The sequence below is a fragment of the Mycobacterium sp. DL592 genome, assembly GCF_011694515.1.
Lineage (GTDB): Bacteria > Actinomycetota > Actinomycetes > Mycobacteriales > Mycobacteriaceae > Mycobacterium.
The window spans coordinates 2,329,834-2,356,288 of record NZ_CP050192.1 but is presented as its reverse complement, the minus strand read 5'-3'; the positions used below and the strand labels follow the sequence as shown (position 1 = coordinate 2,356,288).

General features: G+C 68.6%; 23 protein-coding genes. 18 read left to right on the top strand and 5 right to left on the bottom strand.

Going from position 1 to position 26,455, the window contains the following annotated elements; all coding sequences use genetic code 11:
• Positions 1-46 precede the first annotated feature (46 nt).
• The 4 genes from HBE64_RS11370 to HBE64_RS11355 all read right to left on the bottom strand — a co-directional run bounded on the left by HBE64_RS11370 (position 47) and on the right by HBE64_RS11355 (position 4,428).
• A complete protein-coding gene (locus HBE64_RS11370) occupies positions 47-1,561 on the bottom strand; it encodes a precorrin-2 C(20)-methyltransferase (protein ID WP_167109081.1) in 1,515 nt (504 codons plus the stop codon).
• Between the two features lie 137 nt (positions 1,562-1,698).
• Positions 1,699-2,325: a precorrin-8X methylmutase gene (locus HBE64_RS11365; RefSeq protein WP_167101741.1), complete on the bottom strand. Its 627-nt coding sequence runs from the start codon at positions 2,323-2,325 to the stop codon at positions 1,699-1,701.
• A 16-nt stretch (positions 2,326-2,341) separates the two neighbouring features.
• Complete coding sequence (gene cobG / locus HBE64_RS11360; RefSeq protein WP_167101738.1) at positions 2,342-3,454, bottom strand: precorrin-3B synthase; 1,113 nt, start codon at positions 3,452-3,454, stop codon at positions 2,342-2,344.
• A 32-nt stretch (positions 3,455-3,486) separates the two neighbouring features.
• Positions 3,487-4,428, bottom strand: a complete 942-nt coding sequence (locus HBE64_RS11355) for a TauD/TfdA family dioxygenase (protein ID WP_167101735.1) — start codon at positions 4,426-4,428, stop codon at positions 3,487-3,489.
• Between the two features lie 95 nt (positions 4,429-4,523).
• Between HBE64_RS11355 and cobN the strand changes: the two genes are divergently transcribed.
• The 6 genes from cobN to HBE64_RS11325 all read left to right on the top strand — a co-directional run bounded on the left by cobN (position 4,524) and on the right by HBE64_RS11325 (position 13,507).
• Positions 4,524-8,126: a cobaltochelatase subunit CobN gene (cobN, locus tag HBE64_RS11350; RefSeq protein WP_167101732.1), complete on the top strand. Its 3,603-nt coding sequence runs from the start codon at positions 4,524-4,526 to the stop codon at positions 8,124-8,126.
• A 261-nt stretch (positions 8,127-8,387) separates the two neighbouring features.
• Positions 8,388-8,768, top strand: coding sequence for a PPOX class F420-dependent oxidoreductase (locus tag HBE64_RS11345; RefSeq protein ID WP_167101729.1), 381 nt, complete (start codon positions 8,388-8,390; stop codon positions 8,766-8,768).
• A gap of 68 nt (positions 8,769-8,836) precedes the next feature.
• Entirely contained in the window at positions 8,837-9,322 is a 486-nt protein-coding gene (locus HBE64_RS11340) for an FxsA family protein (RefSeq protein WP_243841579.1), read from the top strand.
• Positions 9,323-9,370: 48 nt separating this feature from the next.
• Positions 9,371-10,966 carry an amidohydrolase gene (locus HBE64_RS11335; RefSeq protein ID WP_167101723.1) on the top strand — a complete coding sequence of 532 codons (1,596 nt, stop codon included), beginning with the start codon at positions 9,371-9,373 and terminating at the stop codon, positions 10,964-10,966.
• Positions 10,959-12,725: an apolipoprotein N-acyltransferase gene (lnt, locus tag HBE64_RS11330; protein WP_167101721.1), complete on the top strand. Its 1,767-nt coding sequence runs from the start codon at positions 10,959-10,961 to the stop codon at positions 12,723-12,725. Before HBE64_RS11335 ends, lnt begins: the two co-directional genes overlap by 8 nt.
• Positions 12,722-13,507, top strand: coding sequence for a polyprenol monophosphomannose synthase (locus tag HBE64_RS11325; RefSeq protein ID WP_167101717.1), 786 nt, complete (start codon positions 12,722-12,724; stop codon positions 13,505-13,507). Before lnt ends, HBE64_RS11325 begins: the two co-directional genes overlap by 4 nt.
• Before the next feature lie 3 nt (positions 13,508-13,510).
• Here the strand turns inward: HBE64_RS11325 and HBE64_RS11320 are convergent, their stop codons facing one another.
• Entirely contained in the window at positions 13,511-13,849 is a 339-nt protein-coding gene (locus tag HBE64_RS11320) for an RNA polymerase-binding protein RbpA (RefSeq protein WP_167101714.1), read from the bottom strand.
• A gap of 117 nt (positions 13,850-13,966) precedes the next feature.
• Between HBE64_RS11320 and HBE64_RS11315 the strand changes: the two genes are divergently transcribed.
• From HBE64_RS11315 to HBE64_RS11260, 12 genes are all read left to right on the top strand, one after another.
• Positions 13,967-14,296 (top strand): hypothetical protein, encoded by a 330-nt coding sequence (locus tag HBE64_RS11315; protein WP_167101711.1) that lies wholly within the window; start codon positions 13,967-13,969, stop codon positions 14,294-14,296.
• A 168-nt stretch (positions 14,297-14,464) separates the two neighbouring features.
• Positions 14,465-15,247 (top strand): ABC transporter permease, encoded by a 783-nt coding sequence (locus HBE64_RS11310; RefSeq protein WP_243841637.1) that lies wholly within the window; start codon positions 14,465-14,467, stop codon positions 15,245-15,247.
• Positions 15,244-15,981, top strand: coding sequence for an ABC transporter ATP-binding protein (locus tag HBE64_RS11305; protein WP_167101708.1), 738 nt, complete (start codon positions 15,244-15,246; stop codon positions 15,979-15,981). Before HBE64_RS11310 ends, HBE64_RS11305 begins: the two co-directional genes overlap by 4 nt.
• A gap of 23 nt (positions 15,982-16,004) precedes the next feature.
• The gene (locus HBE64_RS11300) at positions 16,005-17,021 is read left to right on the top strand and encodes an ABC transporter substrate-binding protein (protein WP_167101705.1); all 1,017 of its coding nucleotides are present in this window, start codon (positions 16,005-16,007) and stop codon (positions 17,019-17,021) included.
• Between the two features lie 11 nt (positions 17,022-17,032).
• Complete coding sequence (locus tag HBE64_RS11295) at positions 17,033-18,130, top strand: LLM class flavin-dependent oxidoreductase (RefSeq protein ID WP_167101702.1); 1,098 nt, start codon at positions 17,033-17,035, stop codon at positions 18,128-18,130.
• Positions 18,131-18,232: 102 nt separating this feature from the next.
• Positions 18,233-18,403, top strand: coding sequence for a hypothetical protein (locus HBE64_RS11290; RefSeq protein ID WP_167101699.1), 171 nt, complete (start codon positions 18,233-18,235; stop codon positions 18,401-18,403).
• A complete protein-coding gene (locus HBE64_RS11285; protein WP_167101697.1) occupies positions 18,390-18,590 on the top strand; it encodes a hypothetical protein in 201 nt (66 codons plus the stop codon). Before HBE64_RS11290 ends, HBE64_RS11285 begins: the two co-directional genes overlap by 14 nt.
• 267 nt (positions 18,591-18,857) lie before the next feature.
• Positions 18,858-19,076, top strand: coding sequence for a hypothetical protein (locus HBE64_RS11280; protein ID WP_167101694.1), 219 nt, complete (start codon positions 18,858-18,860; stop codon positions 19,074-19,076).
• Positions 19,077-19,391: 315 nt separating this feature from the next.
• A complete protein-coding gene (locus HBE64_RS11275; protein ID WP_167101691.1) occupies positions 19,392-19,814 on the top strand; it encodes an NINE protein in 423 nt (140 codons plus the stop codon).
• Complete coding sequence (locus HBE64_RS11270; RefSeq protein ID WP_167101688.1) at positions 19,804-20,217, top strand: DUF2752 domain-containing protein; 414 nt, start codon at positions 19,804-19,806, stop codon at positions 20,215-20,217. Before HBE64_RS11275 ends, HBE64_RS11270 begins: the two co-directional genes overlap by 11 nt.
• A 176-nt stretch (positions 20,218-20,393) precedes the next feature.
• Positions 20,394-24,950: a glutamate synthase large subunit gene (gltB, locus tag HBE64_RS11265; protein WP_167101685.1), complete on the top strand. Its 4,557-nt coding sequence runs from the start codon at positions 20,394-20,396 to the stop codon at positions 24,948-24,950.
• Positions 24,943-26,442 carry a glutamate synthase subunit beta gene (locus HBE64_RS11260; RefSeq protein WP_167101682.1) on the top strand — a complete coding sequence of 500 codons (1,500 nt, stop codon included), beginning with the start codon at positions 24,943-24,945 and terminating at the stop codon, positions 26,440-26,442. Before gltB ends, HBE64_RS11260 begins: the two co-directional genes overlap by 8 nt.
• Positions 26,443-26,455: the final 13 nt, after the last annotated feature.

The following is a 26,455-nucleotide window of genomic DNA, read 5'->3' as shown; positions in this document are numbered from 1 at the left end:
GGAGAAGTGCCCGCGCCGCGGGGAACGCAAACCGATCGCAGCGAGTTCAGCCCGGGTAGCGCCGCGGGGTGAACACCGTGTCGCCGTACCACTGGGTCTGCGACGAGCCGACGATGAGCAGACAGCGCATGTCGACATCGGCCTGATCCAGGTCGGCCAGCCGCACGACCTTCACCGACTCCTGCGGACCGGCGATGTCGCGCCCGATCACCACCGGGGTGCCCGGATCCCGATGCTCGAGCAGCAGATCGCGCATCGCGCCCACCTGCCAGGTGCGGGTCTTGGATGCCGGGTTGTAGATCGCCAGCACCAGGTCAGCGGCCGCCGCGGCCGACAGCCTGGCCGAGATGATCTCCCAGGGCTTGAGCCGGTCGGACAGCGAGATCACCGCATAGTCATGGCCGAGCGGGGCGCCGACCCTGCTGGCCACCGCCTGGGCCGCCGTCATCGCCGGTATGACCCGGACAGTCACGTCAGGCCACTGCTTGGCCTCCTCGAGCACCGCGGTGGCCATCGCGAACACCCCGGGATCACCCGAGGAGATCACCGCGACCGCGCGGCCCTGCTCGGCGAGTTCGCAGGCCAGCCGGGCGCGGGCGGGTTCGTCGGTGTTGTCGCTGGGATGGCGAATCTGACCGGCGCGCAACGGAATCCGGTCCAGGTACGGGCCGTAGCCGATCAGGTCGGTGGCGGCGTCCAACTCACGAACGCTCTGCGGGGTCATCCAGTCGACGTCACCGGGACCCAGGCCCACCACCGCGACCCCGCCGGTCACCGGTTTCGTCCGCGCCCCGCGGGTGTCCGATGTCGCTCCGGGAACGATGGCAATCGAGAAGTACGGCACGCTGTCCACATCGACGTCGCCAGCGGGCAGCACCCGCTGCGCATCCGTACTGGCCCGCTCGACATAGAATGCCTCGTCGAGGCGTCCCGCCATCGAAAGTGCTTCGCGCACTTGCGGATAGGTGCGCCCCAGCTTCATCACGACCGCGGCGTCGGCGTCGGCGAGCCGGCGGGCCAGCTCACGCACCGGCATCGTGCCGGGTAACACCGAGAGCACTTCGTCGCCGGTCACCAGCGGTGTGGCGATCGCTGCCGAGGCGGCGCTGACTGACGTCACCCCGGGGATGATCACCGCCTTGAACCGTGCCGTGAGCCGGGTGTGCATGTGCATGTAGGAGCTGTAGAACAGCGGGTCGCCCTCGGCGAGCAAGGCCACGTCGCGCCCGGCGTCGAGGTGGGCGGCGATCCGCTCGGCGGCCTCGCGGTAGAAGTCCTCCATGGCGCCGCTGTAGCCGCCCGGGTGGTCGGTGGTCTCGGTGGTCACCGGGTAGACGAGATGCTCTTCGAGCTGGCCCGGTCGCAGGTAGGGCTCGGCGATGCCGCGGGCGATGCTGCGGCCGTGCCGGGCACTGTGGTAGGCGACGACGTCGGCCGCACCGATGATGCGGGCCGCCTTGACCGTGACCAGTTCCGGATCGCCGGGGCCCAGGCCCACGCCGTAGACCGTTCCGGTGCGGATCGCCTCGCTCCTCCTCCGCCCTCGTTCCTCGGGCGGCATCGTCGACTCGGCCGGGCGGATCGCCTCGCTCCTCCTCCGCCCTCGTTCCTCGGGCGGCATCGTCGACTCGGCCGGGCGGATCGCCTCGCTCCTCCTCCGCCCTCGTTCCTCGGGCGGCATCGTCGACTCGGCCGGGCTCATTCGCGTTCACTCGCAATCGCATTGACGGCCGCGGCGGCCATCGCGCTGCCGCCGCGGCGGCCCCGCACCACCAAATACTCCATGCCGCGGGGGCGTGCGATCAGTTCGTCCTTGGACTGCGCCGAGCCGACGAACCCCACCGGTCCGCCGAGCACAGACACGGGCGCCGCCACACCGTCGTCGATCAACTCCAGCAGCCGGAACAAGGCGGTGGGGGCGTTGCCGATGGCCAGCACCGCCCCGCCGAGGCGCTCGGCCCACAGTTCCACTCCGGCGGCCGAGCGTGTGGTCTCCCGTCGCTTCGCCAGCTCCGGGGCGCGCGGGTCGGCCACCAGCGACACCACCTCGTTGCCCGCGGGCAGTCGCGCCGCCGTGATGCCGGCGGCCACCATCGACGAATCGCACAGAATAGGGGCGCCGGCAGCCAGCGCGGCATGGGTCGCGGCGACGACACCGGCGGTGAACGCGACGTGCTCGGTGAGGTCCACCTGCCCGCAGGTGTGGATCAGGCGGACCACGACGCGCGCGACATCCTCGGGGAACGACGCCAAGTCGGCTTCGGCGCGGATCGTCGCGAACGACTGCCGGTAGATCTCGGCGGCGTCGCGGGTGTAGTCGAGCACGTGCCCACCCTACGACCTAGCGTTTCAGGGCTTGGAAGCCCTTGCCCGTGGCCAGCATCACCGTGCCCGACGGCGGACTCCCGCAGGCTCTTTCGCAGCCCACATAGTGCACATGCCCGTGCGAAGTCTGCTCGGCCACCGCCCTGGTGGCCTCGGCCCGGACGTCGGCCGCCGACTTCTCGCAGCCCGGGCTGCCGACGCAGGCACTGACCGTCAGCCACGGCGAGTTTGCGTCGAACACCAAGCCCAGCGGGGCGAGCACCCGCAGCGAGGTGTCGGCGATCGGTTCGGACAGGTCACACACCAGCAGGGAACGCCACGGCGTGATCACCACCGGGGCGTCGATCGCCGCCACGAACTGGGCCTGCCGGGCCTGCAGCACACCCAGCGGCACAGCGGCGCCCAGCGCCACTCGGTCGTCGTCCTGCACCATCCAGCCCACCGGCGGCGCGACAGTCGGGGGATAGGTGGTGCCGGCCGGTGCGGTCACTGCGAAACCTGCAACCAGCGCAGATGTGTCAGCTAATTCGCTTACCCGCCAAGCATTTCCGCGGACCGCGACGAAGTGGCGGGCGACAGTCAACAGGGCGTCCACCACCTCGTCGACCCCGAGCCGGATCCCGGTGTCCTGCCCGGCCAGCAACAACGCGACCCCGTCGTCCAGAACATGGGCCCCCGCGTCGGCGCGCTGTCCCGACACGTCACCGCGGCCGTCGTCGATGCTGAACATGAACCGGCCGGGCAGCCCGGCCAGTAGTGGGTCGGCCTGGATGCCGCGGTCGAGGTCGGCCACCCACGGTCGCACGTCGGTCTTGCCGCCGATCCGGCCGGTCAGCGGGGAGGCCAGGATGTTGCGCACCCGCTCGTGGCTGGGTGAGGGCAGCAGTCCCGCGGCAGCCGCCGCCTGGGCCACCGCCTCGGTGTCGCGCACCGCGCGCAGCTGCAGATTGCCGCGCACCGTCAGCTCGATGGTGCCGTTGCCGTACTTCACGGCGGCATTGGCCAGCGCCTCCAGTTGGGCGGGGGTGATGATGCCGCCGGGCACCCGCAACCGCGCCAGCGCGCCGTCCGCCGCCCGATACACCTGCAGCGCGCCCGGGCAGGCGTCGTCGTCGCGCGTTCTGCTCACCCGTCCACCGTACGGGCGTCAGCTCGCGAAGATCACCCGGCCGGAACCGGCTGGGCGGCAGCCACATCAGCGGCCACCACGTCGGAGTAGTGCGAGGCGTCCCCGGCGATCGACTGGCTGTACTGGCCGTGGATGTCGACCGGGATGTCACCGGCGAGGGTCACCCGGCGCAGATAACGCGGCTGACCGTCGTAATCGGCGACGCCGTAATGCTGAGTGGCGCGGTTGTCCCACACCGCCAGATCGCCGTCCGCCCACGTCCACCGCACGGTGTTCTCCAGCCGGGTGATGCGGTTCTGCAGCAGCGCGAACAAGGTGGCCGACTCGGCACTGCCCAGTCCGACGAATCCGCGCACGAAGTTACCCAGGAGCAGCACCCGTTTCCCGGTCTCGGGGTGCACCCGAACCACCGGGTGATTGGTCTCGTAGTAGTCGGAGACGAATTCGTCGCGGTACTGCTTGACGTCGTCGGTGAGCTCGACGTCGAGTTCGGGACGGTCGGCGGCGTAGTCGTAGACATTGCTGTGGGTGGCCCACAGGTTCTCGACGAGCGCGCGCAGCGGCGTGGGCAGCTGGTCGTAGGCGGCCTCGGTGGAGGCCCACACCGTGCTGCCGCCATAGGTGGGCAGGGTCACCGCGCGCAGCAGCGACGCCTTGGGCAACCGGTCGACGAAGGTCACGTCGGAATGCCACGAGTTGGCGGTGCCGAAGCGGGAGTCGATCGGCAGCACGGTGTCACCCCTGGAGGTCACCGTGGGATGGGCGATCGTGGGGACCCCGAGCAGCCGGGCGAATGCGACCTGCCCGTCGTCGTCGAGGTGCTGCTGGTCGCGGAAGAAGATCACCTTGTGCTCCAGCAGCGCGGCGCGAATCCCTTCGACGGTCGCAGGGTCGAGCTGGCCGCCGAGACGGACACCGGAGATCACCGCGCCGATATTGGCGCCGAGCTTGGAAACGTCGATCGATGTGGGCATGACGTGATCCTCGGCGCCGTGAGTACGGCCGTACACCATTGCGCTAGCCACGATCCGAATGGGCTCTACCTGCGGTCGTACGGTACGAATGGGGGGTGCCTCCCACTGTCTTGCTGCTGTCGACGTCCGACACCGACCTGATCACCGCGCGGGGCAGTGGCGCGAACTACCGCTGGGCGAACCCGTCGCGGCTGGTCGAGGGCGAACTCGAGGATCTGCTGGCCGGCGCCGATGCAGTGGTGGTGCGGATTCTGGGCGGCTATCGGTCCTGGCAGCAGGGCATCGACACCGTCGTCGCGGCCGGGGTGCCGACCATCGTGGTCAGTGGTGAGCAGGCGCCAGACGCCGATCTGATGGAACGCTCGAGCGTGCCCGCCGGCATCGCCATGCAGACCCACATCTACCTTGCGCAGGGCGGTGTGGAAAACCTGCGGCAGCTGCACGCGTTCCTGTCCGACACCCTGCTGATGACGGGCTACGGGTTCAACCCGCCCGCGCCGACCCCGTCCTGGGGTGTACTCGATCCGCCGTGCGAGGGATGCGAGGGCTGCGGGCTGGAGCGCGGCGACGATCCGAGGCCCACGATCGCGGTGCTGTACTACCGCGCCCAGCAGCTGGCGGGCAACGTCGCCTACATCCGCGGGATGTGTACGGCGATCAGGCAGGCCGGCGGGCGCCCGCTGCCGGTGTACTGCACCTCGCTGCGGACTCCTGAGCCGGAACTGCTCGAGCTGCTGTCCACCGCCGATGCGATGGTCGTCACGGTGCTGGCCGCCGGGGGAGCGCGGCCCGCGACGGCGGGCGCGGGTGAAGACGACGGCAGCTGGGACGTCAAACACCTTGCCGCCCTGGATGTCCCGATCCTGCAAGGGCTGTGCCTGACGAGCTCGCGCAGCAGCTGGGCCGCCAATGACGACGGCCTGTCCCCACTGGACGTCGCCACCCAGGTGGCGGTGCCCGAATTCGACGGCCGCATCATTACGGTGCCTTTCTCGTTCAAGGAGATCGACACCGACGGGCTGATCTCTTATGTGCCCGACCCGGAGCGGTGCGCGCGGGTGGCCGGGCTGGCCGTCAAGTACGCCATGCTGCGCCGGGTCGACGCGCAGGACAAGCGGCTGGCGCTGGTGTTCTCGGCCTACCCGACCAAACACTCCCGCATCGGCAACGCCGTCGGTCTGGACACCCCGGCCAGTGCGGTCGCACTGCTGAAGGCGCTGCGCGACAACGGCTATCGCATCGGCGACATCCCCGGCGTGGAAGCAAGCGACGGCGACGCGCTGATGCACGCGCTGATCGAACGCGGCGGGCAGGACCCCGACTGGCTCACCGACGCCAAACTCGCCGACAACCCGATCCGGGTTCCCGCTGCCCGCTACCGCGAGTGGTTCGCGGCGCTGCCGGCTGAGCTGACCGAGGCGATGGTGCAACACTGGGGGCCGCCGCCGGGTGAGCTGTTCGTCGACCGCAGCCGCGACCCCGACGGCGAAATCGTCGTCGCCGCAATCCAATCCGAGAACGTCGTGATCCTGGTTCAGCCGCCGCGCGGATTCGGGGAGAACCCGGTCGCCATCTACCACGATCCGGACCTGCCGCCCAGCCACCACTACCTGGCCGCCTACTTCTGGCTCCGCCACGAGTTCGGCGCGCACGCCATGGTCCACCTCGGCAAGCACGGAAACCTGGAATGGCTGCCCGGTAAGACCGTCGGCATGTCCGCGGCGTGCGGCACCGACGCCGCGCTCGGCGACCTGCCGCTGATCTACCCGTTCCTGGTCAACGATCCCGGGGAGGGCACCCAGGCCAAGCGGCGAGCGCACGCCACACTCGTCGACCACCTGATCCCGCCGATGGCCCGTGCCGAAACCTACGGCGACATCGCCCGCCTGGAACAGCTCCTCGACGAGCACGCCAACATCGCCGCGCTGGACCCGGCCAAGCTGCCCGCGATCCGCCAGCAGATCTGGACGCTGATGCGGGCGGCCAAGATGGACCACGATCTGGGACTCGACGACCGGCCCGGCGACGACACCTTCGACGACATGCTGCTGCACGTCGACGGCTGGCTCTGCGAGATCAAGGACGTCCAGATCCGCGACGGCCTGCACATCCTGGGTGTCGCGCCGCACGACGAGGGTGAACTCGACCTGGTGCTGGCGATCCTGCGGGCCCGCCAGCTGTTCGCCGGCGAGCAGCACCTGCCCGGGCTGCGTCAGGCCCTTGGCCTGGCCGAGGACGGCAGCGACGACCGGGTCACCGTCGACGAGGCCGAACACCAGGCCCGCGACCTGCTGTCCCGGCTGCAGGCCAGCGGCTGGGACGCGGGCATCGCCGACACGCTGACCGACAGCGCCGACGTGGCCCGGATCCTGCGGTTCGCGGCCACCGAGGTGGTGCCGCGGCTGGCGGGAACGGCCGCCGAGATCGACCAGGTGCTTCGCGCACTGGACGGCCGGTTCATCCCGGCCGGCCCCTCCGGCTCACCGCTGCGCGGCCTGATCAACGTGCTGCCGACCGGACGCAACTTCTACTCGGTGGACCCCAAGGCGGTGCCGTCGCGGCTGGCCTATGAAACCGGTGTGGCGATGGCCGATTCGCTTCTCGAGCGCTACCGGTCCGACTACGGGGACTGGCCGCGGTCGGTCGGGTTGTCGGTGTGGGGTACCTCGGCGATGCGGACCTCCGGTGACGATATCGCCGAAGTCCTTGCGCTGCTGGGTGTTCGGCCGGTGTGGGACGACGCATCCCGGCGTGTGGTGAACCTGGAGGCCATCGGGCTGGCCGAGCTGGGCAGGCCCCGCATCGACGTGACGGTGCGCATCTCCGGGTTCTTCCGCGATGCGTTCCCGCACGTCGTGACGATGCTCGACGATGCGGTGCGGTTGGTGGCCGCGCTCGACGAGCCGGTGGAGCAGAACTTCGTCCGCGCGCACGCGCAGGTAGACCTCGCCGAGCATGGCGATGAAAGGCGCGCCACCACAAGGATTTTCGGCTCCAAGCCGGGCACTTACGGGGCGGGGTTGTTGCAGCTGATCGATAGTCGCAACTGGCGCGACGATGCCGACCTGGCCGAGGTGTACACCGCGTGGGGCGGTTTCGCCTATGGCCGCGAACTCGACGGCCGACCGGCCGCCGAGGACATGTCGACCCAGTACCGCCGGATCGTGGTGGCGGCCAAGAACACCGACACCCGCGAACACGACATCGCCGATTCCGATGACTACTTCCAGTACCACGGTGGCATGGTCGCCACCGTGCGGGCGCTGACCGGCACGGCACCGGCGGCCTACATCGGCGACAACACCCGCCCCGATGCGGTACGGACCCGCACCCTGTCGGAGGAGACCACCCGGGTGTTCCGTGCCCGCGTGGTCAATCCGCGCTGGATGTCGGCGATGCGTAAGCACGGCTACAAGGGCGCGTTCGAGATGGCTGCGACGGTGGACTACCTGTTCGGGTACGACGCCACCGCGGGGGTGATGGCCGACTGGATGTACGAGCAGCTCACCGAGTCCTACGTACTGGACCCGGAGAACCGCAAGTTCATGAACGAGTCCAACCCGTGGGCGCTGCACAGCATGTCGGAGCGGCTGCTGGAGGCGGTCGGCCGCGGCATGTGGGCCGAGCCCGATCCGCAGATTCTGCAGGGTTTGCGCCAGGTGCTGCTGGAAACCGAAGGCGACCTCGAAGCGCGCTAGATCCGGTGGGCTGGGGGTACCGCCCGGCCGAAGGCTAGGGGGAGAGCGGAGCGACTCGGGAAGCTGGATCCGGTGGGCAGGAGCGGAGCGACTCGGGAAGCTGGATCCGGTGGGCAGGAGCGGAGCGACTCGGGAAGCTGGATCCGGTGGGCAGGAGCGGAGCGACTCGGGAAGCTGGATCCGGTGGGCGGGAGCGGAGCGACTCGGGAAGCTGGATCCGGTGGGCAGGAGCGGAGCGACTCGGGAAGCTACATTGTGGCCATGGCTACAACTTTCGCGGACGTCATCAAGGCCCAGTACGTCTCGCTGACGACCTTCACCAAGGACGGCCGGCCCAAGCCGACCCCGATCTGGATCGCACCCGACGGAGATCGCGCCCTGGTCATCACCGGCCGCGACTCGTGGAAAGTCAAGCGGATCCGCAACACCCCGCGGGTGACGCTGGCGGTCTGCGACCGCAGGGGCAAGGTGACCGGTGAGACTGTGGAAGCGGTCGCCACCGTGCTCGACGACTCCCAGATCGAAACCGTCTACAGCGCCATCGGCAACCGCTACGGGCTGCTCGGCAAGGTCTTCAACTTCTTCAGCAAGCTGCGCGGCGGGTCGCACCGCAACGTCGGCCTGGAGCTGCGCGCCCCCTGAAATTCACAGGCTCCTATCAGCAGGCACCGGAACCCGGCCGCACCCCGAGCCGTTGCCTGTACATGGTGATGCGGACGTTTCTCGTCTACGCACTCGTCGAACTGGCGGTGCTGGCGGCCCTGACCTGGTCCATCGGGCTGGGGTGGACGCTTCTGGTGTTACTGGCCACCTCGGTGGTCAGCGTGGCGCTGGCCGGCTCCCAGGTCAAGCGGCAGATCGCCCGCTTGCAGCAGACCCGCACCAATCCCCAGGGCGCGGTCGCCGACGGCATGCTGGTGGCCCTCGGCACGTTCCTGGTGTTCATCCCGGGGCTGGTCACCACCGCCCTGGGTGCGCTGATGCTGCTGCCGCCGACCCGTAGCGCCGTGCGGCCGCTGGCGGGGATTCTGCTCACCCGCGGTATCGCCCGGCGGATCAGCGTGGTCAACCTGAGCGGCCCGGGCCAGATGTATGCACCGCCGCGATACGCCGGTGACTACATCGACGGCGAGGTCATCGACGATCAGGCCTACGGCCGCATCCACGATGCCAACATCGTCCGGCGCTACAACTAGCGCCACGCGGTTTCGACCTTCTCCTTCCCTCGCGGGACACTGACCGACGTGACAACTCTGTTGCTGGGCGGGCGCGTGCACAGCCCGTCGCATCCCGATGCCACCGCTATGGCCGTGCGCGACGGTGTCGTCGCCTGGCTGGGCAGCGACGACGTCGGTCGCGAACAGTTCGGTAGCGCCGAGATCGTCGACCTCGACGGCGCCTTCGTCGCCCCCGCCTTCGTGGACTGCCACATCCACGTGACCTCCACCGGGCTGCTGCTCACCGGGCTGGACCTGACCGCGGCGACCTCCAAACAGCACTGCCTGCAGCTGATCGCCCAGCACGCCGCCACCCACCCCGGCCAGCCCATCTGGGGCCACGGCTGGGACGACAGCGGGTGGCCCGGCGGTCAGGCGCCCAGTACCGACGAAATCGACGCGGTCGTCGGCCCGACACCGGCCTACCTGGCCCGCGTCGACGTGCACTCCGCGGTGGCCTCGACCGCGCTGCGGGCCCTGGTGCCCGGCCTGCCCGCCGTCGCCGGCTTCGCCCCGCAGCGGCCGTTGTCGGCCGCCGCGCACCACCTGGTGCGGGCGCAGGCCCGGTCGCTGCTGACCTGGCAGCAGCGCGCCGACGCGCGCCGTGCCGCGCTGGACGCCGTCGCGGCCGCCGGGATCGTGGCGGTGCACGAGTGCGCTGGCCCCGAGATCGGCGGCAGTGACGACTGGCAGGAGCTGCGGGCCACCGAACACGGGGTCGACGTCGTCGGCTACTGGGGTGAGGCGGTGTCCACCGCCACCCAGGCCAGGGCGCTGCTGGACGCCACCGGTGCCAATGGTCTGGCGGGGGATCTGTTCGTCGACGGCGCGCTGGGCTCCCACACCGCCTGGCTGAGCAGGCCCTACGCCGACGCACCCGACACCTGCGGCAACTGCTATCTCGACCCGGATACCGTCACCGAGCATCTGCTGGCCTGCACCGAAGCCGGGATCACCGCCGGCTTCCACGTCATCGGCGACGCCGCGGTCACCGCGGTGGTCGATGCGCTGGAGAAGGTGGTGGAGAAATTCGGGGCGCCCGCGGTGGCCCGCTGTGGGCACCGGCTCGAACACCTGGAAATGGTGTCCGCCGAGCAGGCGGCCAAGCTGGGCCAGTGGGGTGTCATCGCCAGCGTGCAACCCAATTTCGATGCGCTGTGGGGCGGTGACAGCGGAATGTATGCGCGTCGTCTCGGTATCGACCGAGCCGCCCTGCTCAACCCCCTGGCGCTGTTAGCATCGGCAGGCGTGCCCCTGGCGTTCGGCTCAGATGCCCCTGTGACCAGCATCGATCCGTGGGCGACGGTGCGCGCGGCCGGCCACCACCACACCCAGGGAAGTGCCATCTCCATGCGCGCCGCTTTCGCTGCCGCCACCCGCGGCGCCTGGCGCGCCGCGGGCGTGCGCGACGGGATCACCGGCACGCTGGTGCCCGGCGCACCGGCGTCATATGCGGTGTGGGAAAAAGCCGGCGAGGTCGACGTGAGTGCTCCCGCCGACAGTGTCCAGCGGTGGTCCACCGACCCGCGCTCGCGGGTACCCGCACTGCCGCGGCTGGACCCGGCCGACCCGCTGCCGCACTGCCTGCAGACCGTGCACCGAGGTGTCGTGCTGCATGGCTGACACCGGAGTCGACGAGGTGGATACCCAGCCGCGACCCGGCCGCCTGCAGCGCCTCGGCGACGCGCTGGCCCCCCGGATGTTCCGGCTGCTCGCCGCGACGACGGCAGGCGTGGCCATGTGCATCAGCTTCCCGCCGATCGGCTGGTGGTGGTCGGCGGTCCTGAGCTTCGCGATGCTGAGCTGGGTGCTCGTCCATCCCAGGACCACCGTCGCAGGCGGGTTCGGCTACGGGATGTTGTTCGGGCTGGCGTTCTACATCCCGTTGCTGCCGTGGATCAGCGGACTCGTCGGCCCCGTCCCGTGGCTGGCGCTCGCCGCGCTGCAGGCACTGTTCTGCGCCGTGTTCGGCATGTTCGCGGTGGTGGTCCGCACACTGCCGGGCTGGCCGCTGTGGCTGGCCCTGGTCTGGGCGCTGCAGGAATGGCTGAAGTCCAATGTGCCCTTCGGTGGATTCCCTTGGGGCGTCGTCGGTTTCGGGCAGACCCGTGGGCCGTTCCTGCCGCTGGTTCAGCTGGGCGGGGTGCCGCTGCTGTCGTTCGGCATCGCGCTGCTGGGCATGTCGCTGTGCGCGCTGGGCATCGAGATCGTGCGCTGGTGGCAGCACAGCGGCCCACACAAGACGCCCGACGCTCCGTCGATTACCGCGCTGTTGGTGCCTGGCCTGTGCATCACGGCCGTGCTGCTGACCACCGCGGTCGCCGCACCGCAGGTGCGCCGCGCCGGCGCCGGCAACGAACCCACGGTCACCGTCGCCGCGATCCAGGGCAATGTTCCGCGCCTCGGGCTGGAGTTCAACGCCCAGCGCCGCGCCGTGCTGGATAACCACGTCCGCGAGACCGTGCAGCTGGCCGAAGAGGTGCGAGCGGGTCGGGCCCCGCAACCGCAGTTCGTGGTGTGGCCGGAGAACTCCTCGGACATCGACCCGATGACCAATTCCGACGCCGCCCAGCAGATCGCGGTCGCCGTGCAGGCCATCGGCGCGCCGATCCTGGTCGGCACCGTGCTGGCCCGCCCGGACTGGACGCCGGAGAACCCGGCGGCGTCGAACACCGTCGTCGTGTGGGATCCGGTCTCGGGACCCGGCGAGCGACACGACAAGCAGATCGTCCAGCCCTTCGGCGAATACCTGCCGTGGCGCAGCTTCTTCAAGCACCTGTCGTCCTACGCCGACCGGGCGGGCTACTTCGTCCCGGGCACCGGTAACGGAGTGGTGCACGCGGCCGGGGTGCCGGTCGGGGTGGCGACTTGCTGGGAGGTCATCTTCGACCGCGCGCTGCGCGAGTCGGTCCGCAACGGCGCGCAGGTGCTGACGGTGCCCACCAACAACGCCACCTTCGACCAGAACATGAGCGAACAGCAGCTGGCGTTCGCCCGGGCCCGCGCCGTCGAGCATGACCGATACGTGGTCGTGGCCGGCACCACCGGCATCAGCGCGGTGATCGCCCCGGACGGCAGCGAGATCGCCCGCACCGACTTCTTCACCCCGGCCTACCTCGACGTCCCGGTCCGGCTGAAGACCAGCGAGACGCCCGCAACGCGGTGGGGGCCGCTGGTCCAGTGGGTACTGGTGGGAGCAGCGGTTTCCGTGATTGCGGTGGCGATACTGCACAATGGATGGTTCATGCGCCCGTTGCGCCGCAGGCGGCAGCAACGGGACGAGGCCACCGGGTCCGGGGATCCAGACGGTGACGACTGCCCGCCAGATGAGGGCGAAACGCCCTCGGCCCTGGCCGGGCAGCACGACAGAGGAGATTCATGAGCGACCAGGGCAAGAAGGGCGCTGAGACGGGCGCGCAGCGTCCCAGCCAGCGCACCCTGGTGATCATCCCCACGTTCAACGAGCTAGAGAACCTGCCGTTGATCCTGGGCCGGGTGCACAAGGCCCGGCCCGATGTTCACGTTCTGGTGGTCGACGACGGCAGCCCCGACGGCACCGGCGCCCTGGCCGACGAGCTGTCCCTGGCCGACCCGGACCGCATCCACGTCATGCACCGCACCGTCAAGGACGGCCTCGGGGCGGCGTACCTCGCCGGCTTCGCCTGGGGGCTGAGCCGCCAGTACAACGTGCTGGTCGAGATGGATGCCGACGGCAGCCACGCCCCCGAGCAGCTCTACCGCCTGCTCGACGCCATCGACGGCGGCGCCGATCTGGCGATCGGGTCCCGCTACGTCGACGGCGGAACGGTCCGCAACTGGCCGTGGCGGCGGCTGGTGCTGTCGAAGACGGCCAACACCTACTCGCGTGTGCTGCTCGGTGTCGGCATCCACGACATCACCGCCGGCTACCGGGCCTACCGCCGCGAAGTGCTGGAGAAGATCGACCTGTCCGCGGTCGACTCCAAGGGCTACTGCTTCCAGATTGACCTGACCTGGCGCACGATCAACAACGGGTTCAGCGTCGTCGAGGTGCCGATCACGTTCAGCGAACGCGAGCTCGGCGTCTCCAAGATGAGCGGGTCGAACATCCGCGAGGCGATGGTGAAGGTCGCCCAGTGGGGTATCGGCGGGCGCGTCGACCGCGCCCGCGGCGTCGTCCGCTAGAGGTCAGCTACCGCGGCGCTTGGTCTTGATCAGGTCCAGCCGCTCCTTGAGCAGCTCGTCGAGCTCTTCGACCGAGCGCCGCTCCAGCAGCATGTCCCAGTGGGTGCGCGGGGGCTTGACCTTCTTGGGCTCGGGCAGGTCACCGTCGAGCAGGGTGCCTTCCAGGCCGTTGCGGCACAGCCAGGTGCCGGGGATCTCGGCGTCGTCGGCGAACGGGACGTCGAACTCCTCGCCGTTCTCGGTGCGGTACCGCGCCATCTGACGCGGCGCCAGGTCGTGGTTGCGGTCCGTCTCGTAGCTCACGGCTCCGAGCCGGCTGCCTCTCAAGACACGATCAGCCATCGTCAACATCTCCTAAGCCATATATGAAGTCCAGATAAGGAACGCAGGACACAGGTCCGCAGTTCCCGACCCAACGGTCCATGATACCGGGACCGCGGCCGTCTACAGTCTCAAGGCGTGACGCGTCGAAGCCGCCCGCAGCCGTGCCGTTGGTGCGGGCGTGAAGTCGCTGATTCCGGGATGGGCCGGCGCAGGCAGTACTGCAGGCAATCCTGTCGGCAGCGGGCCTACGAACAGCGTGCCATGGTGAAGGGCACCTCTGTTCCGGTCGACGCGGTGGTGCTCACCGCTGACGAGGCGGCCGAGCTGTCGGACCGTGTCTACCAGGTGCGATGTGCCGCCGAGGACGTCGCGACCGCGGTCGACGAGGGCGCCGACATGGCCGAGTTGCGGGACCTGTGTGACGCCCTGGTCAAGGCTGCCAAGGCCGCCGACGGGTGGCGCTGACGGTCCCGCGCACCGATTTCCTCATCGCGAATCAAACCCTTATCGGCGCCGACGGGCGTTCCTAGTCTCAAGTGACGCGACAGCCCCGGGCTGCCGCGTGCCCGCAATCCGTCGCCACCGAGGAAGTGCACCGTGACAACGCCTGCCGCGCCGGCCACCGCGCCGGCACTGCCGGCGACAGGTCGCACGGCCGCCCAGCGCAGGCATCGCCGGTGGACTGTCGTGAGGTGGATCTCACCGCTGGTGCTGCTGGCGTTATGGCAGCTGGGCAGTGCCGTCGGGCTCATCTCGCAGGACGTCCTGCCCGCGCCGTCGCTGATCGCCGAGGCCGGGGTGGAGTTGATCCGCAACGGTCAGCTGGCCGATGCGTTGCGAGTATCAGGTGTCCGGGTGGTCGAAGGCCTGCTGCTCGGCGGGGTCATCGGCGTCGGCCTGGGCAGTGTCGTCGGATTGTCGCGGTGGGCCGAGGCCACCGTCGATCCGCCCATGCAGATGCTGCGGGCATTGCCGCACCTCGGTCTGATTCCGTTGTTCATTCTGTGGTTCGGCATTGGCGAGCTGCCCAAGGTGCTCCTGGTCGCCTTGGGCGTTAGCTTCCCGCTGTACCTCAACACGTTCTCGGCGATCCGCCAGGTCGATCCGAAACTGTTCGAAACCGCTGATGTGCTTGGCTTTTCGTTCCGTCAGCGGTTCAGCCACATCATCATCCCGAGCGCGGCGCCACAGGTGCTGGTCGGATTCCGGCAGTCGCTGGCGATCGCATGGCTGACCCTGATCGTGGCCGAACAGATCAACGCCGACAAGGGCATCGGCTTCCTGATCAACAATGCCCGCGACTTCCTGCGGATCGACATCATCATTTTCGGGCTGGTCGTCTACGCACTGCTGGGAATCGCGACCGACGCCGTCGTGCGGGTGCTGGAACACCGCGCCCTGAGGTATCGCTCGTGACGCTGACCTCCGACCGCAAGACCGGGCACGCCGCCGAACTTCGGCATGTCGACAAGTGGTACGGCGACCACCAGGTGCTGCGCGACGTCTCGTTGACCGTGGGGGCGGGGGAGATCGTCGCGCTGGTGGGCCGCAGCGGCTCTGGCAAGTCGACGGTGCTGCGGGTGCTGGCGGGGTTGTCCGACGACCACACCGGCGAGCGTGCCGTCGCGGGCGCCCCGGCGCTGGCATTCCAGGAGCCACGACTGTTCCCGTGGCGCACGGTGCGCACCAATGTCGGCTACGGGCTGACCCGCTTCCGGCTGCCCCGCGCCGAGGTCACCACCCGGGCCGATCAGGCACTGGCTGATGTCGGGCTCGCCGAGCGTGCCGACGCCTGGCCGCTGACCCTGTCCGGCGGCCAGGCGCAGCGGGTGTCGCTGGCCCGCGCGCTGGTCGCCGAGCCCGAGCTGCTTCTACTCGACGAGCCGTTCGGCGCCCTCGACGCGCTGACCCGGCTGAGCATGCAGTCGCTGTTGCTGGATCTGTGGCGCCGACACGGTTTCGGCGTGCTGCTGGTCACCCACGACGTGAACGAGGCGGTCGCACTGGCCGACCGCGTGCTGGTGCTGGAGTCCGGTGCCGTGGTGCACGAAACCGAGATCACCGAACCCCGCCGGCCACACGGCAGCCCGTCGGCCCAGTCCGAACACCACCGGGTTGAGCTGCTCGCTCAGCTTGGCGTCCAACTCTGACAGGAGTCATCTTGCACCGCAGAATGTTTCGCACCGTCTTCGCCGTACTGGCCATCGCCGGGCTGCTGTTGACCGGGTGTGTATCGCGCACAGGCAGCACCGGTGCGACATCGGCACCCGAGACGGTTCCGCTCAGCGACCTGGCCGGGCTGACCTTGCAGGTGGGCGATCAGAAGGGCGGAACCGAATCACTGCTGCGGGCCGCGGGCGCGCTGGACAACCTGCCGTACAAGATCGAGTTCTCGACGTTCACCTCCGGTCCGCCGCAGATCGAGGCCGCCACGGCAGGCAAGATCGACTTCGCGATCACCGGCAACACCCCACCCATCTTCGGCGCCGCCTCGGGCGCGAAGGTGAAGGTCGTGTCGGCCTACAACGGCGGCGGCGTGGGTGACCAGATCCTGGTGCAGGCCGATTCGCCGATCACCTCCGTCGCCGACCTGCGTGGCAAGACGATCCTGGTGGCCAAGGGCAGTTCGGCGCACGGAAACGTACTCGGGCAACTGGACAAGGCGGGACTGACCCCCGCCGACGTCAAGCTGGTGTTCCTGCAGCCCGCAGATGCGCTGTCGGCGTTTCGTGCCGGCCAGGCCGACGCGTGGGCGATCTGGGATCCCTATACCGCGCAGGCCGAGCAGCAGTTGAAGGTCCGCAGCATCGCCCAGGCCAAAGGCGTGACGAACGGCTACTGGTTCGGGGTGGCCTCGGATGCGGCGCTGGCCGACCCGAAGCGCAACACCGCATTGTCCGATCTGCTGATCCGGTTCGCCAAGGCGGCGAAATGGGCGCAGGACAATCCCGCGCAGTGGGCCGCAAAGTATGCTGCCGCAGTCGGTTTGGACCCGAAGGTCGCCGAGGCGTCCCAGGGTAGGAGCCTGCGGTTGCCCACGGAGCTGTCCGATCAGGTGGTGGCCTCGGAGCAGAAGCTCGCCGACCTGTTCGCCGCCTCAGGGCAGATCCAGTCCGCGCCGGACTTCGCCAAGTGGGTCGACCGCCGCTACAACAGCGCCCTGCAGTCCACAGTCATCAGCGCCAACTGAGGGGGATCGCAATGTCGGCGAAGTTCTTTTGGTTCCTGCCCACCAACGGTGACAGCCGGTCGATCGTCGGGGCGTCGCACGCGTCGTCTCATCATGCGATCCCCGAGGGGTATCGCGCACCGACGCGACGCTATCTCGCCGAAATCGCCCGCGCCGCTGACCGACTTGGTTATGAGGGGGTGTTGACCCCGACCGGAACCTGGTGTGAGGACGCGTGGTTGACGGCGTCGGCGATGCTCGCCGAGACCGAACGGCTGAAGTTCCTGGTGGCGTTTCGCCCGGGGCTGGTGCCGCCCACACTGGCCGCGCAGCAGGCTGCCACCTTCCAGCGGTTCTCCGACGGCCGGCTGCTGCTCAACGTGGTCACCGGCGGTGATGATTCCGAGCAGCGCCGGTTCGGTGACTGGCTCAGTCACGACGAAAGATATTCGCGCACAGGTGAATTCCTGCACATCGTCAAGTCGGTCTGGCAGAACGAGACGTTCGACTTCAAGGGCGAGTACTTCACGATCCGCGACGGTCGGGTGTCCGAGCCGCCAAACCCGATACCCCAGTTCTACTTCGGCGGGTCGTCGGCGGCAGCGCTCCCGATCGCGGCCGAACACGTCGACGTCTACCTGACCTGGGGTGAGCCGCCGCAGGCCGCCGCGGCGAAGATCAATCAGGTTCGCCAGCTCGCCGAGCAGCGCGGCCGCACACTGCGATTCGGCATCCGCCTGCACACCATCACTCGGGACACCTCGGCGGCGGCATGGGCGGTGGCCGAGGAGTTGGTCAAGGAGCTCACGCCCGAGCAGATCGAGCAGGCCACGAAGCTGCACACGAACTCGCAGTCCGAGGGGCAGCGCAGAATGGCGGCTTTGCACGGCGGGCGAATCGACGAGCTCGAGATCTACCCCAATCTGTGGGCCGGCGTCGGACTGGTCCGTGGCGGCGCAGGCACCGCCCTGGTCGGCAGCCACGAGGAGGTCGCCAACCTGATCTGGGAGTACCACTCACTGGGCTTCGACGAATTCATCTTGTCCGGCTACCCGCATCTGGAAGAGGCGTACTGGTTCGCCGAAGGAGTCTTGCCGCTGTTGCGCGCCAAGGGGGTAGTCGCGACGTAGTCGTGCCGAGCCCACAACTGCTCTGCGCGACGTTGGCTCATCGACACAAGCCCCACGGGCCACCCGGGCCATACGGTCGTCTTCGACGAAAGGACGATCGAGATGACTGCGTGCGAGTTTCTCGTCGATGGCGAGGAATGCCGGCACCCTGCCGTCATCCGGGTGGTGCGTGCGGCCGCTGAGGGTGGCACCTACACGGTTGCCGTCTGCACGCTGCATGCCCCCGACGTGCTGCCCATCGTCACGTGGGAACCGATTCGTGGTGGTCGGTGAGGCGTTCGCGGTTGCGCACTTCGGTGCGCTAGCCGGACTTTCGCAGCCGGGCCGGGTGGTGGGTATAGCCCTTGGTGTGCAACGTAATTCGTTGATCGCCGGTGGCGATGCGCTTGCTAGGGCCTACCACTACCTCGCCTACATCGCCCTGTTCGACGGGCCGTGGGTGGCCATCCGGATGACATAGGGGATGGGGATAAGGGTGCCGCCGGCGGTGACGGCTTGTCCGGTTTGGACTGGGTGCGGTTCAGGGTGGCCGATGTCCAGTTGCCTGTAGGTCATCGCGGCAGATCTCTTCGATTTTCGAGTAGGGCACTACTCGTAGTGTTCGGGACTGTCTCCAATAGCTTTCTGATATGGGGAGCTGGTCTGAAGCAGCTCCTGAGCAAACAAGCAAAGGATCAGGGACATGTCGAAAACTGTTCACAGCACATTAGAAACGAGCATCCGGGCTATGAACGAAGCCCTCGCGGGGCTGTCCAAGCGACTGGTCGAGACTGACTCGTCGAACTCTGCCACCGACCTGCTGACAATCATCCACCGGCCAGGCTGGACGACAATTGCGGAGGAGATGCTGGTCGAGTCGATGGCCGAGGTCATCACACAACACGCATTGGCTCTCACACAGGCGCATAAGGCCCTCATTGAGGGGGCTCTGGCGGTAAGCCAATAAGGCCGCGTTTCTCCTTGGGACTCGGACAACGGACCCATCGGCGCAGGAGTTGGGGCCGTCGTAGGAGGCTTCATCGGTGGGGTGGTCGGCGCCGCTCTTGGCTGGGTGGCCGACCAATTCAGTAGTGACTAGACGGCGGTGGGTGCAATACTGTTGACCAGGATAACTGGAATCAACTGACCATCGGCCAGTGCTGCTGAGGGGTATCGGTCCTCGCACGATCTTCGATTCGTCGCCCGCCGAAAACGACGGCGATCCGCCGTCCTTCTCACCGGCCTCGCCTCATCCGGTGACCCGCTCTGGCATGCTGAACACATGACCGAGCCGCAGTTCGGAGGCACTGAAGGCAGCACGCCGCCGCCCAACTATCCGCCGCCCAGCTACCCGCAGCCGCCTGACTACCCACCGCCGCCCAACTATCCGCCGCCGACGCAGTACCCGGCCCCGGGGTTCTATCAGGATCCGTCGGCACCGTACGGTCGCCATCCGGTGACGGGCGAGCCATTGTCGGACAAGTCGAAGGTCGTCGCGGGCCTGCTGCAGTTGCTGGGGCTGGTCGGCCTCGTCGGTATCGGCCGGATCTACCTCGGATACACCGGGCTCGGGGTGGCCCAGCTGCTCGTAGGCCTGGTCACCTGCGGCATCGGTGCCGTCATCTGGGGCATCGTCGACGCTGTACTTATCCTCACCGACAAGGTGCGCGACCCGCAGGGCCGGCCACTGCGTGATGGAACCTAACGCTCCGCACCGCCACGGCACCCGCCTCTACACAGCGCTCGGGACGGGCCTGCTGGCAGCGGGCGCGCTGACCTACGTCGGACTGGCCGACCCGCACCGTCCGGGATTCCTTTTCCCGACCTGCCCGTTCAAGCTGCTCACCGGCTGGAACTGCCCAGCCTGCGGCGGCCTGCGCATGACCCACGACCTGCTCAACGGCAACCTCACCGCCGCCGTCGTCGACAACGTCTTTCTGCTGGTCGGGCTGCCCATCCTGGCGCTCTGGACGATCTGGCGGATCCGGCAGGGCCGGCGGGCGTTCACGGTGCCCGTCATCGTCGTCATCGCCGTCGCCGCGATCGCCTGGACGATCACCCGCAACATGCCCGGCTTCCCGCTGGTCCCCACGCTTCTCAACCAGTAGGCGCCGAGCCTCGCTGATACACTCGGTAACCGGTGCGGCGGTTCGCCGCGCCACATCATCGGGCCGGCGCAGTCCCGGACGTCACACGTCAGACTGCGGCACGGCCGAAAGTCCCAGTGCCCTTGGTGCACAGCAGCTTTCGCGCTCCGCATGACGGATTGCGGAGGAGTGTGAAGATGCTGTATTCAGCACTTCCGGAAGCGCAGGGTCTCTACGACCCCCAGAACGAGTCCGACTCGTGCGGCGTCGCGATGGTCGCCGACATCCAGGGCCGACGCTCCCACGCCATCGTCAACGACGGCCTGGTCGCGCTCGAGCACCTCGAACATCGCGGCGCGGCCGGCGCCGAACCCAACAGCGGCGACGGCGCCGGCATCCTGCTGCAACTGCCCGTCGAACTGCTGCGCGACGTGGTGGACTTCACGCTGCCCGAGCCCTCCGCCGACGGCGCGAACACCTTCGCCGCCGGCATCTGCTTCCTGCCCCGGGACGCCGAGGCAAGGCAGGCCGCCACCGAGCGGGTCGAAGAGATCATGCGCGACGAGGGCCTGGAGGTCCTGGGCTGGCGCGCCGTCCCGGTCGACCCCGACGGCGCCGAGATCGGTGCGACCGCGCTGGGCTGTATGCCCTACATGTCGATGCTGTTCGTGACCGCGCCTGAGCGCAACGGACTACGCCCGGCCGGTATCGACCTCGATCGCCTGGTCTACCCGGCACGCAAGCGTGCCGAGCAGCAGGAGGTGTACTTCCCGTCGCTGTCCAGCCGCACTATGGCCTACAAGGGCATGCTCACCACGATGCAGCTGCCCAGGTACTTCGCCGATCTGCGCGACGAACGTTGCGCCAGCGCGATCGCGATCGTGCACAGCCGCTTCTCCACCAACACCTTCCCGTCCTGGCCGCTGGCCCACCCGTTCCGCTTCGTGGCCCACAACGGCGAGATCAACACGGTGCGCGGCAACCGCAACCGCATGCACGCCCGCGAGGCCATGCTGGCCAGCTCGGTGATCAAGGGCGATCTGGCCCGGCTCTCGCCGATCTGCACCCCGGAAGCCTCCGACTCGGCCTCCTTCGACCAGGTCCTCGAACTGCTGCACCTGGGCGGGCGTAGCCTGCCGCACGCGGTGATGATGATGATCCCGGAGGCCTGGGAGAACAACACCACCATGGATCCGGCCCGCCGGGCGTTCTGTCAGTACCACGCCTCGCTGATGGAGCCCTGGGACGGTCCCGCCTGCGTCACGTTCACCGACGGCACCGTCGTGGGAGCGGTGTTGGACCGCAACGGATTACGGCCCGGCCGGTGGTGGCGCACCATCGACGACCGGGTGATCCTGGCCAGTGAGAGCGGTGTGCTGGACATCCCGTCGGGCGAAGTCGTGGCCAAGGGCCGCCTGGAGCCGGGCAAGATGTTCCTCATCGACACCGCCGCCGGGCGCATCGTGTCCGACGACGAGATCAAAGGTCAGCTGGCCGCCGCGGAACCCTACGCGGAGTGGCTGCACGCCGGGCTGCTCGACCTGAAGACGCTGCCCGCCCGCGTCCGTGTGCAGCCGAACCACGAGTCGGTGGTGCGCCGCCAGATCGCCTTCGGCTACACCGAAGAGGACCTGCGGATCCTGCTCACCCCGATGGCCGCTTCGGGCCAGGAGCCGCTCGGCTCGATGGGCACCGACACCCCGCCCGCGGTCCTGTCGCAGCGGTCCAAGCTGATGTACGACTACTTCGTCGAGCTGTTCGCGCAGGTGACCAACCCGCCGCTGGACGCGATCCGCGAAGAGATCGTCACCTCGATGGCCCGGGTGATGGGGCCCGAGCAGAACCTGCTGGCGCCCACCGCCGCGTCGTGCCGCCAGATCCTGTTGCACTGGCCGGTGCTCGACAATGACGAGCTGAGCCGGATCGTGCACATCAACGACGACGGTGAGCAGCCCGGCCTGAAGACCGCGGTGCTGCGCGCTCTCTACGACGTCGAGCGCGGCGGTGAGGGGTTGGCCGAGGCCATCGAGGATCTGCGCCTGCGCGCATCGAAGGCGATCGCCAAAGGTGCTCGCACCCTGGTGATCTCCGATCGCGACTCCGACCACACCCGCGCGCCGATCCCATCGCTGCTCGCGGTGGCGGCGGTCCACCATCACCTGGTGCGCACCAAACAGCGCACCACGGTGGCCCTGGTGGTCGAAAGCGGCGACGCCCGCGAAGTGCACCACATCGCACTGCTCATCGGCTACGGCGCCGCGGCGGTCAACCCGTATCTGGCGTTCGAGTCCATCGAGGACCTGATCCGCGAAGGCGAACTCACCGGCATCGAGGCGCCCACCGCCGTCCGCAACTACCTCAAGGCGCTCGGCAAGGGTGTCATGAAGGTGATGAGCAAGATGGGCATCTCCACCGTCGGGTCCTACACCGGCGCACAGGCTTTCGAGGCCATCGGGCTGAGCAAGCAGGTCGTCGACGAGTACCTGACCGGCACGGTCAGCCAGATCGGCGGCGTGGGGCTCGACGTCCTTGCCGAGGAGGTCAAGCTGCGCCACCGGCGGGCCTACCCGGAGAACCCCACCGAGCGGGTGCATCGCCGCCTCGAGGTCGGCGGCGAATACCAGTTCCGCCGCGAGGGGGAGCTGCATCTGTTCACCCCGGAAACCGTTTTCCTGCTGCAGCATTCGACACGCACGGGACGTCACGAGGTGTTCGCCAAGTACTCCGAGGAGGTCAACCGGCTCTCCCGCGAAGGCGGCACCCTGCGCGGGTTGTTCACCTTCAAAGCGGACCTCCGCGCCCCGGTGCCCCTGCACGAGGTCGAATCCGTCGACTCGATCTGCGCCCGGTTCAACACCGGGGCCATGAGCTACGGCTCGATCTCCAAGGAAGCCCACGAGACCATGGCCATCGCCATGAACAACCTCGGCGGGCGCTCCAACAGCGGCGAGGGCGGGGAGGACGCCGACCGGCTCTATGACCCGCGTCGGCGCAGCGCGGTCAAGCAGGTCGCCTCCGGCCGGTTCGGCGTCACCAGTGACTATCTGGTCAACGCCAGCGACATCCAGATCAAGATGGCCCAGGGCGCCAAGCCGGGGGAGGGCGGTCAGCTGCCCGGCTTCAAGGTCTACCCGAGCATCGCCAAGACGCGTCATTCCACTCCGGGTGTCGGCCTGATCTCCCCGCCGCCGCACCATGACATCTACTCCATCGAGGACCTGGCGCAGCTGATCCACGACCTCAAGAACGCCAACTCGCAGGCCCGCATTCACGTCAAGCTGGTCAGCTCGGTCGGTGTCGGCACGGTCGCCGCCGGGGTGTCCAAGGCGCATGCCGACGTGGTGCTGATCTCCGGGCACGACGGCGGCACCGGTGCGGCTCCGCTGACCAGCCTCAAGCACGCCGGCGCGCCGTGGGAGATCGGCCTGGCCGACACCCAGCAGACGTTGATGCTCAACGGACTTCGCGACCGCATCACCGTCCAGTGCGACGGTGGCTTACGCACCGCCCGCGACGTGGTGATCGCCGCGTTACTCGGCGCCGAGGAGTTCGGATTCTCCACCGCCCCGCTGGTGGTGGCGGGCTGCATCATGATGCGGGTCTGCCATCTCGACACCTGCCCGGTCGGTGTTGCCACCCAGAACCCCGAACTGCGCGAGCGGTTCAACGGCAAACCGGAGTTCGTCGAGAACTTCTTCCGCTTCATCGCCGAGGACGTTCGAAAAATGCTCGCCGAGTTGGGCTTCCGCAGCATAGACGAAGCCGTCGGCCATGCCGAGGTGCTCGACACCGACACCGCCGTCGCGCATTGGAAGAGTCAAGGTCTCGATCTCAGCCCGATCTTCGCCGTCCCGACCGACGCACACGGCGAGCCGCTGACCCAGCGCCGCCGCGTCCGCGACCAGGATCACGGTCTTGACCAGGCACTGGATCGCACCCTGATCGCGCTGGCCGAGGGCGCCCTCGAGGACGCGCATCCCGTGCGGCTGGAACTGCCGGTGCGCAACGTCAACCGGACGGTGGGAACGCTGCTGGGCTCGGAGGTCACCCGCCGCTACGGAGCGCAGGGCCTGCCCGACGACACCGTCCACGTCACCCTCACCGGCTCGGCCGGCCAGTCGCTCGGCGCGTTCCTGCCTCCGGGTGTCACGCTCGAACTCATCGGTGACGCCAACGACTACGTCGGCAAGGGGTTGTCCGGCGGCCGGGTGATCGTGCGACCGCCCGACGACGTGTTGTTCCTGCCCGAGGACAACGTCATCGCCGGCAACACCCTGCTCTACGGAGCCACCTCCGGTGAGGTGTATCTGCGGGGCCGGGTCGGAGAACGCTTCTGCGCCCGCAACTCCGGCGCGCTCGCCGTCACCGAGGGAGTCGGTGACCACGCCTGTGAATACATGACCGGGGGACGGGTCGTGGTGCTGGGCCGCACCGGCCGCAACTTCGCCGCAGGCATGTCCGGTGGCATCGCGTTCGTGCTCGGACTGGACCCGGCGAAGGTCAACACGGCCATGGTCGACTTGCAGCGGCCCGAACCCGACGACCTGGTCTGGCTGCACGACGCGGTGACCCGCCACGCCCGCTACACCGGAAGCACCCTGGCCCGGTCGGTGCTCTCCGACTGGCCAAGGCGCAGTTCGCAGTTCACCAAGATCATGCCGACGGACTACCAGAAGGTACTGGAGGCAACCAGAATGGCGAAGGCAGAAGGGCGCGACGTGGACACCGCGATCATGGAGGCGACCCGTGGCTGACCCGACCGGCTTCCTGCGGGTTCCTAAGATCGAAGCCGCCAAGCGGCCCGTCGACGAACGCGTCGGCGACTGGAACGAGGTCTACGAATCCCAGGACCCGCAGCAGCGGGCCGCCGAAGTGGCACAGCAGGCCCGCCGCTGCATGGACTGCGGAATCCCGTTCTGCCACTCCGGAACCGCGGGATGCCCGCTGGGCAACCTCATCCCGGAGTGGAACGATCTGGTACGGCGCGGTCGCTGGGATGCGGCCAGTGAGCGTCTGCACGCGACCAACAACTTCCCGGAGTTCACCGGCCGGCTGTGTCCGGCGCCCTGTGAGGCGGCGTGTGTGCTCTCGATCGCCGAGGACCAGACCGGCGGAAGCGTCACCATCAAACGCATCGAGAACACCATCGTCGATACTGCCTGGCGGCTGGGTCTCGTCGAAGCGCAGCCGGCCGCGATCGGCACCGGCAAGAACGTGGCCGTGGTCGGCTCGGGCCCGGCAGGCCTGGCCGCCGCTCAGCAGCTGACCCGGGCTGGTCACCACGTCACGGTCTACGAACGTGACGACCGGCTCGGTGGCCTGCTGCGCTACGGCATCCCGGAGTACAAGCTCGAGAAGGCGACGCTCAACCAGCGACTGTCCCAGATGCGCGCGGAGGGAACACGTTTCGTCACCGACTGCGAGGTCGGGGTGGACGTCTCCGTCGAGGAGCTCCGGCACCGGTTCGACGCCGTCGTGCTGGCGGTCGGTGCACTGCGCGGCCGCGACAACGACGTCGAAGGACGTCATCTGCGCGGTGTTCACCTGGCGATGGAGCACCTGGTGCCCGCAAACCGGGAATGTGAGGGCGACGGCCCGTCGCGCATCACCGCCAAGGGCAAGCACGTGGTGATCATCGGCGGCGGTGACACCGGTGCCGACTGCCTGGGCACCGCGCACCGCCAGGGTGCGGTCTCGGTGACCCAACTCGACTACAACCCGCAGCCGCCGGATGTCCGCGACGACGCCCAGTCGCCGTGGCCCACCTGGCCGCTGGTGCTGCGGACCTCACCGGCCCACGCCGAGGGCGGCAACGTGCACTACCAAGTCGCCGTGCAGCGTTTCGTCGGCGACGAGGAAGGTCACGTCCGCGCGATGGAGATCGCCGAGGTGAAGGTCGAGCGGGTCGACGGCCGCAGGATCATCTCGCCGATCGGCCAGCCATTCCAAATCCCCTGCGATCTCGCGTTGCTGGCCATCGGATTCGAAGGCGTCGAGCACATGCCACTGCTGGCCGACCTCGGTATCGAGCTGAGCAGGCGCGGTGCCATCTCGTGCGGATCTGATTGGCAGACTTCGGCTCCCGGCGTCTTCGTCTGCGGTGACGCCCATCGCGGCGCCTCGCTGGTGGTGTGGGCGATCGCCGAGGGCCGCGCTGCCGCGCACGCCGTCGACACCTACCTGATGGGGGATTCGGACTTACCCGAACCGGTGCGGCCCAATCAGTTGCCACTGGCGGTCGTCTGAGTGAACACCCCAC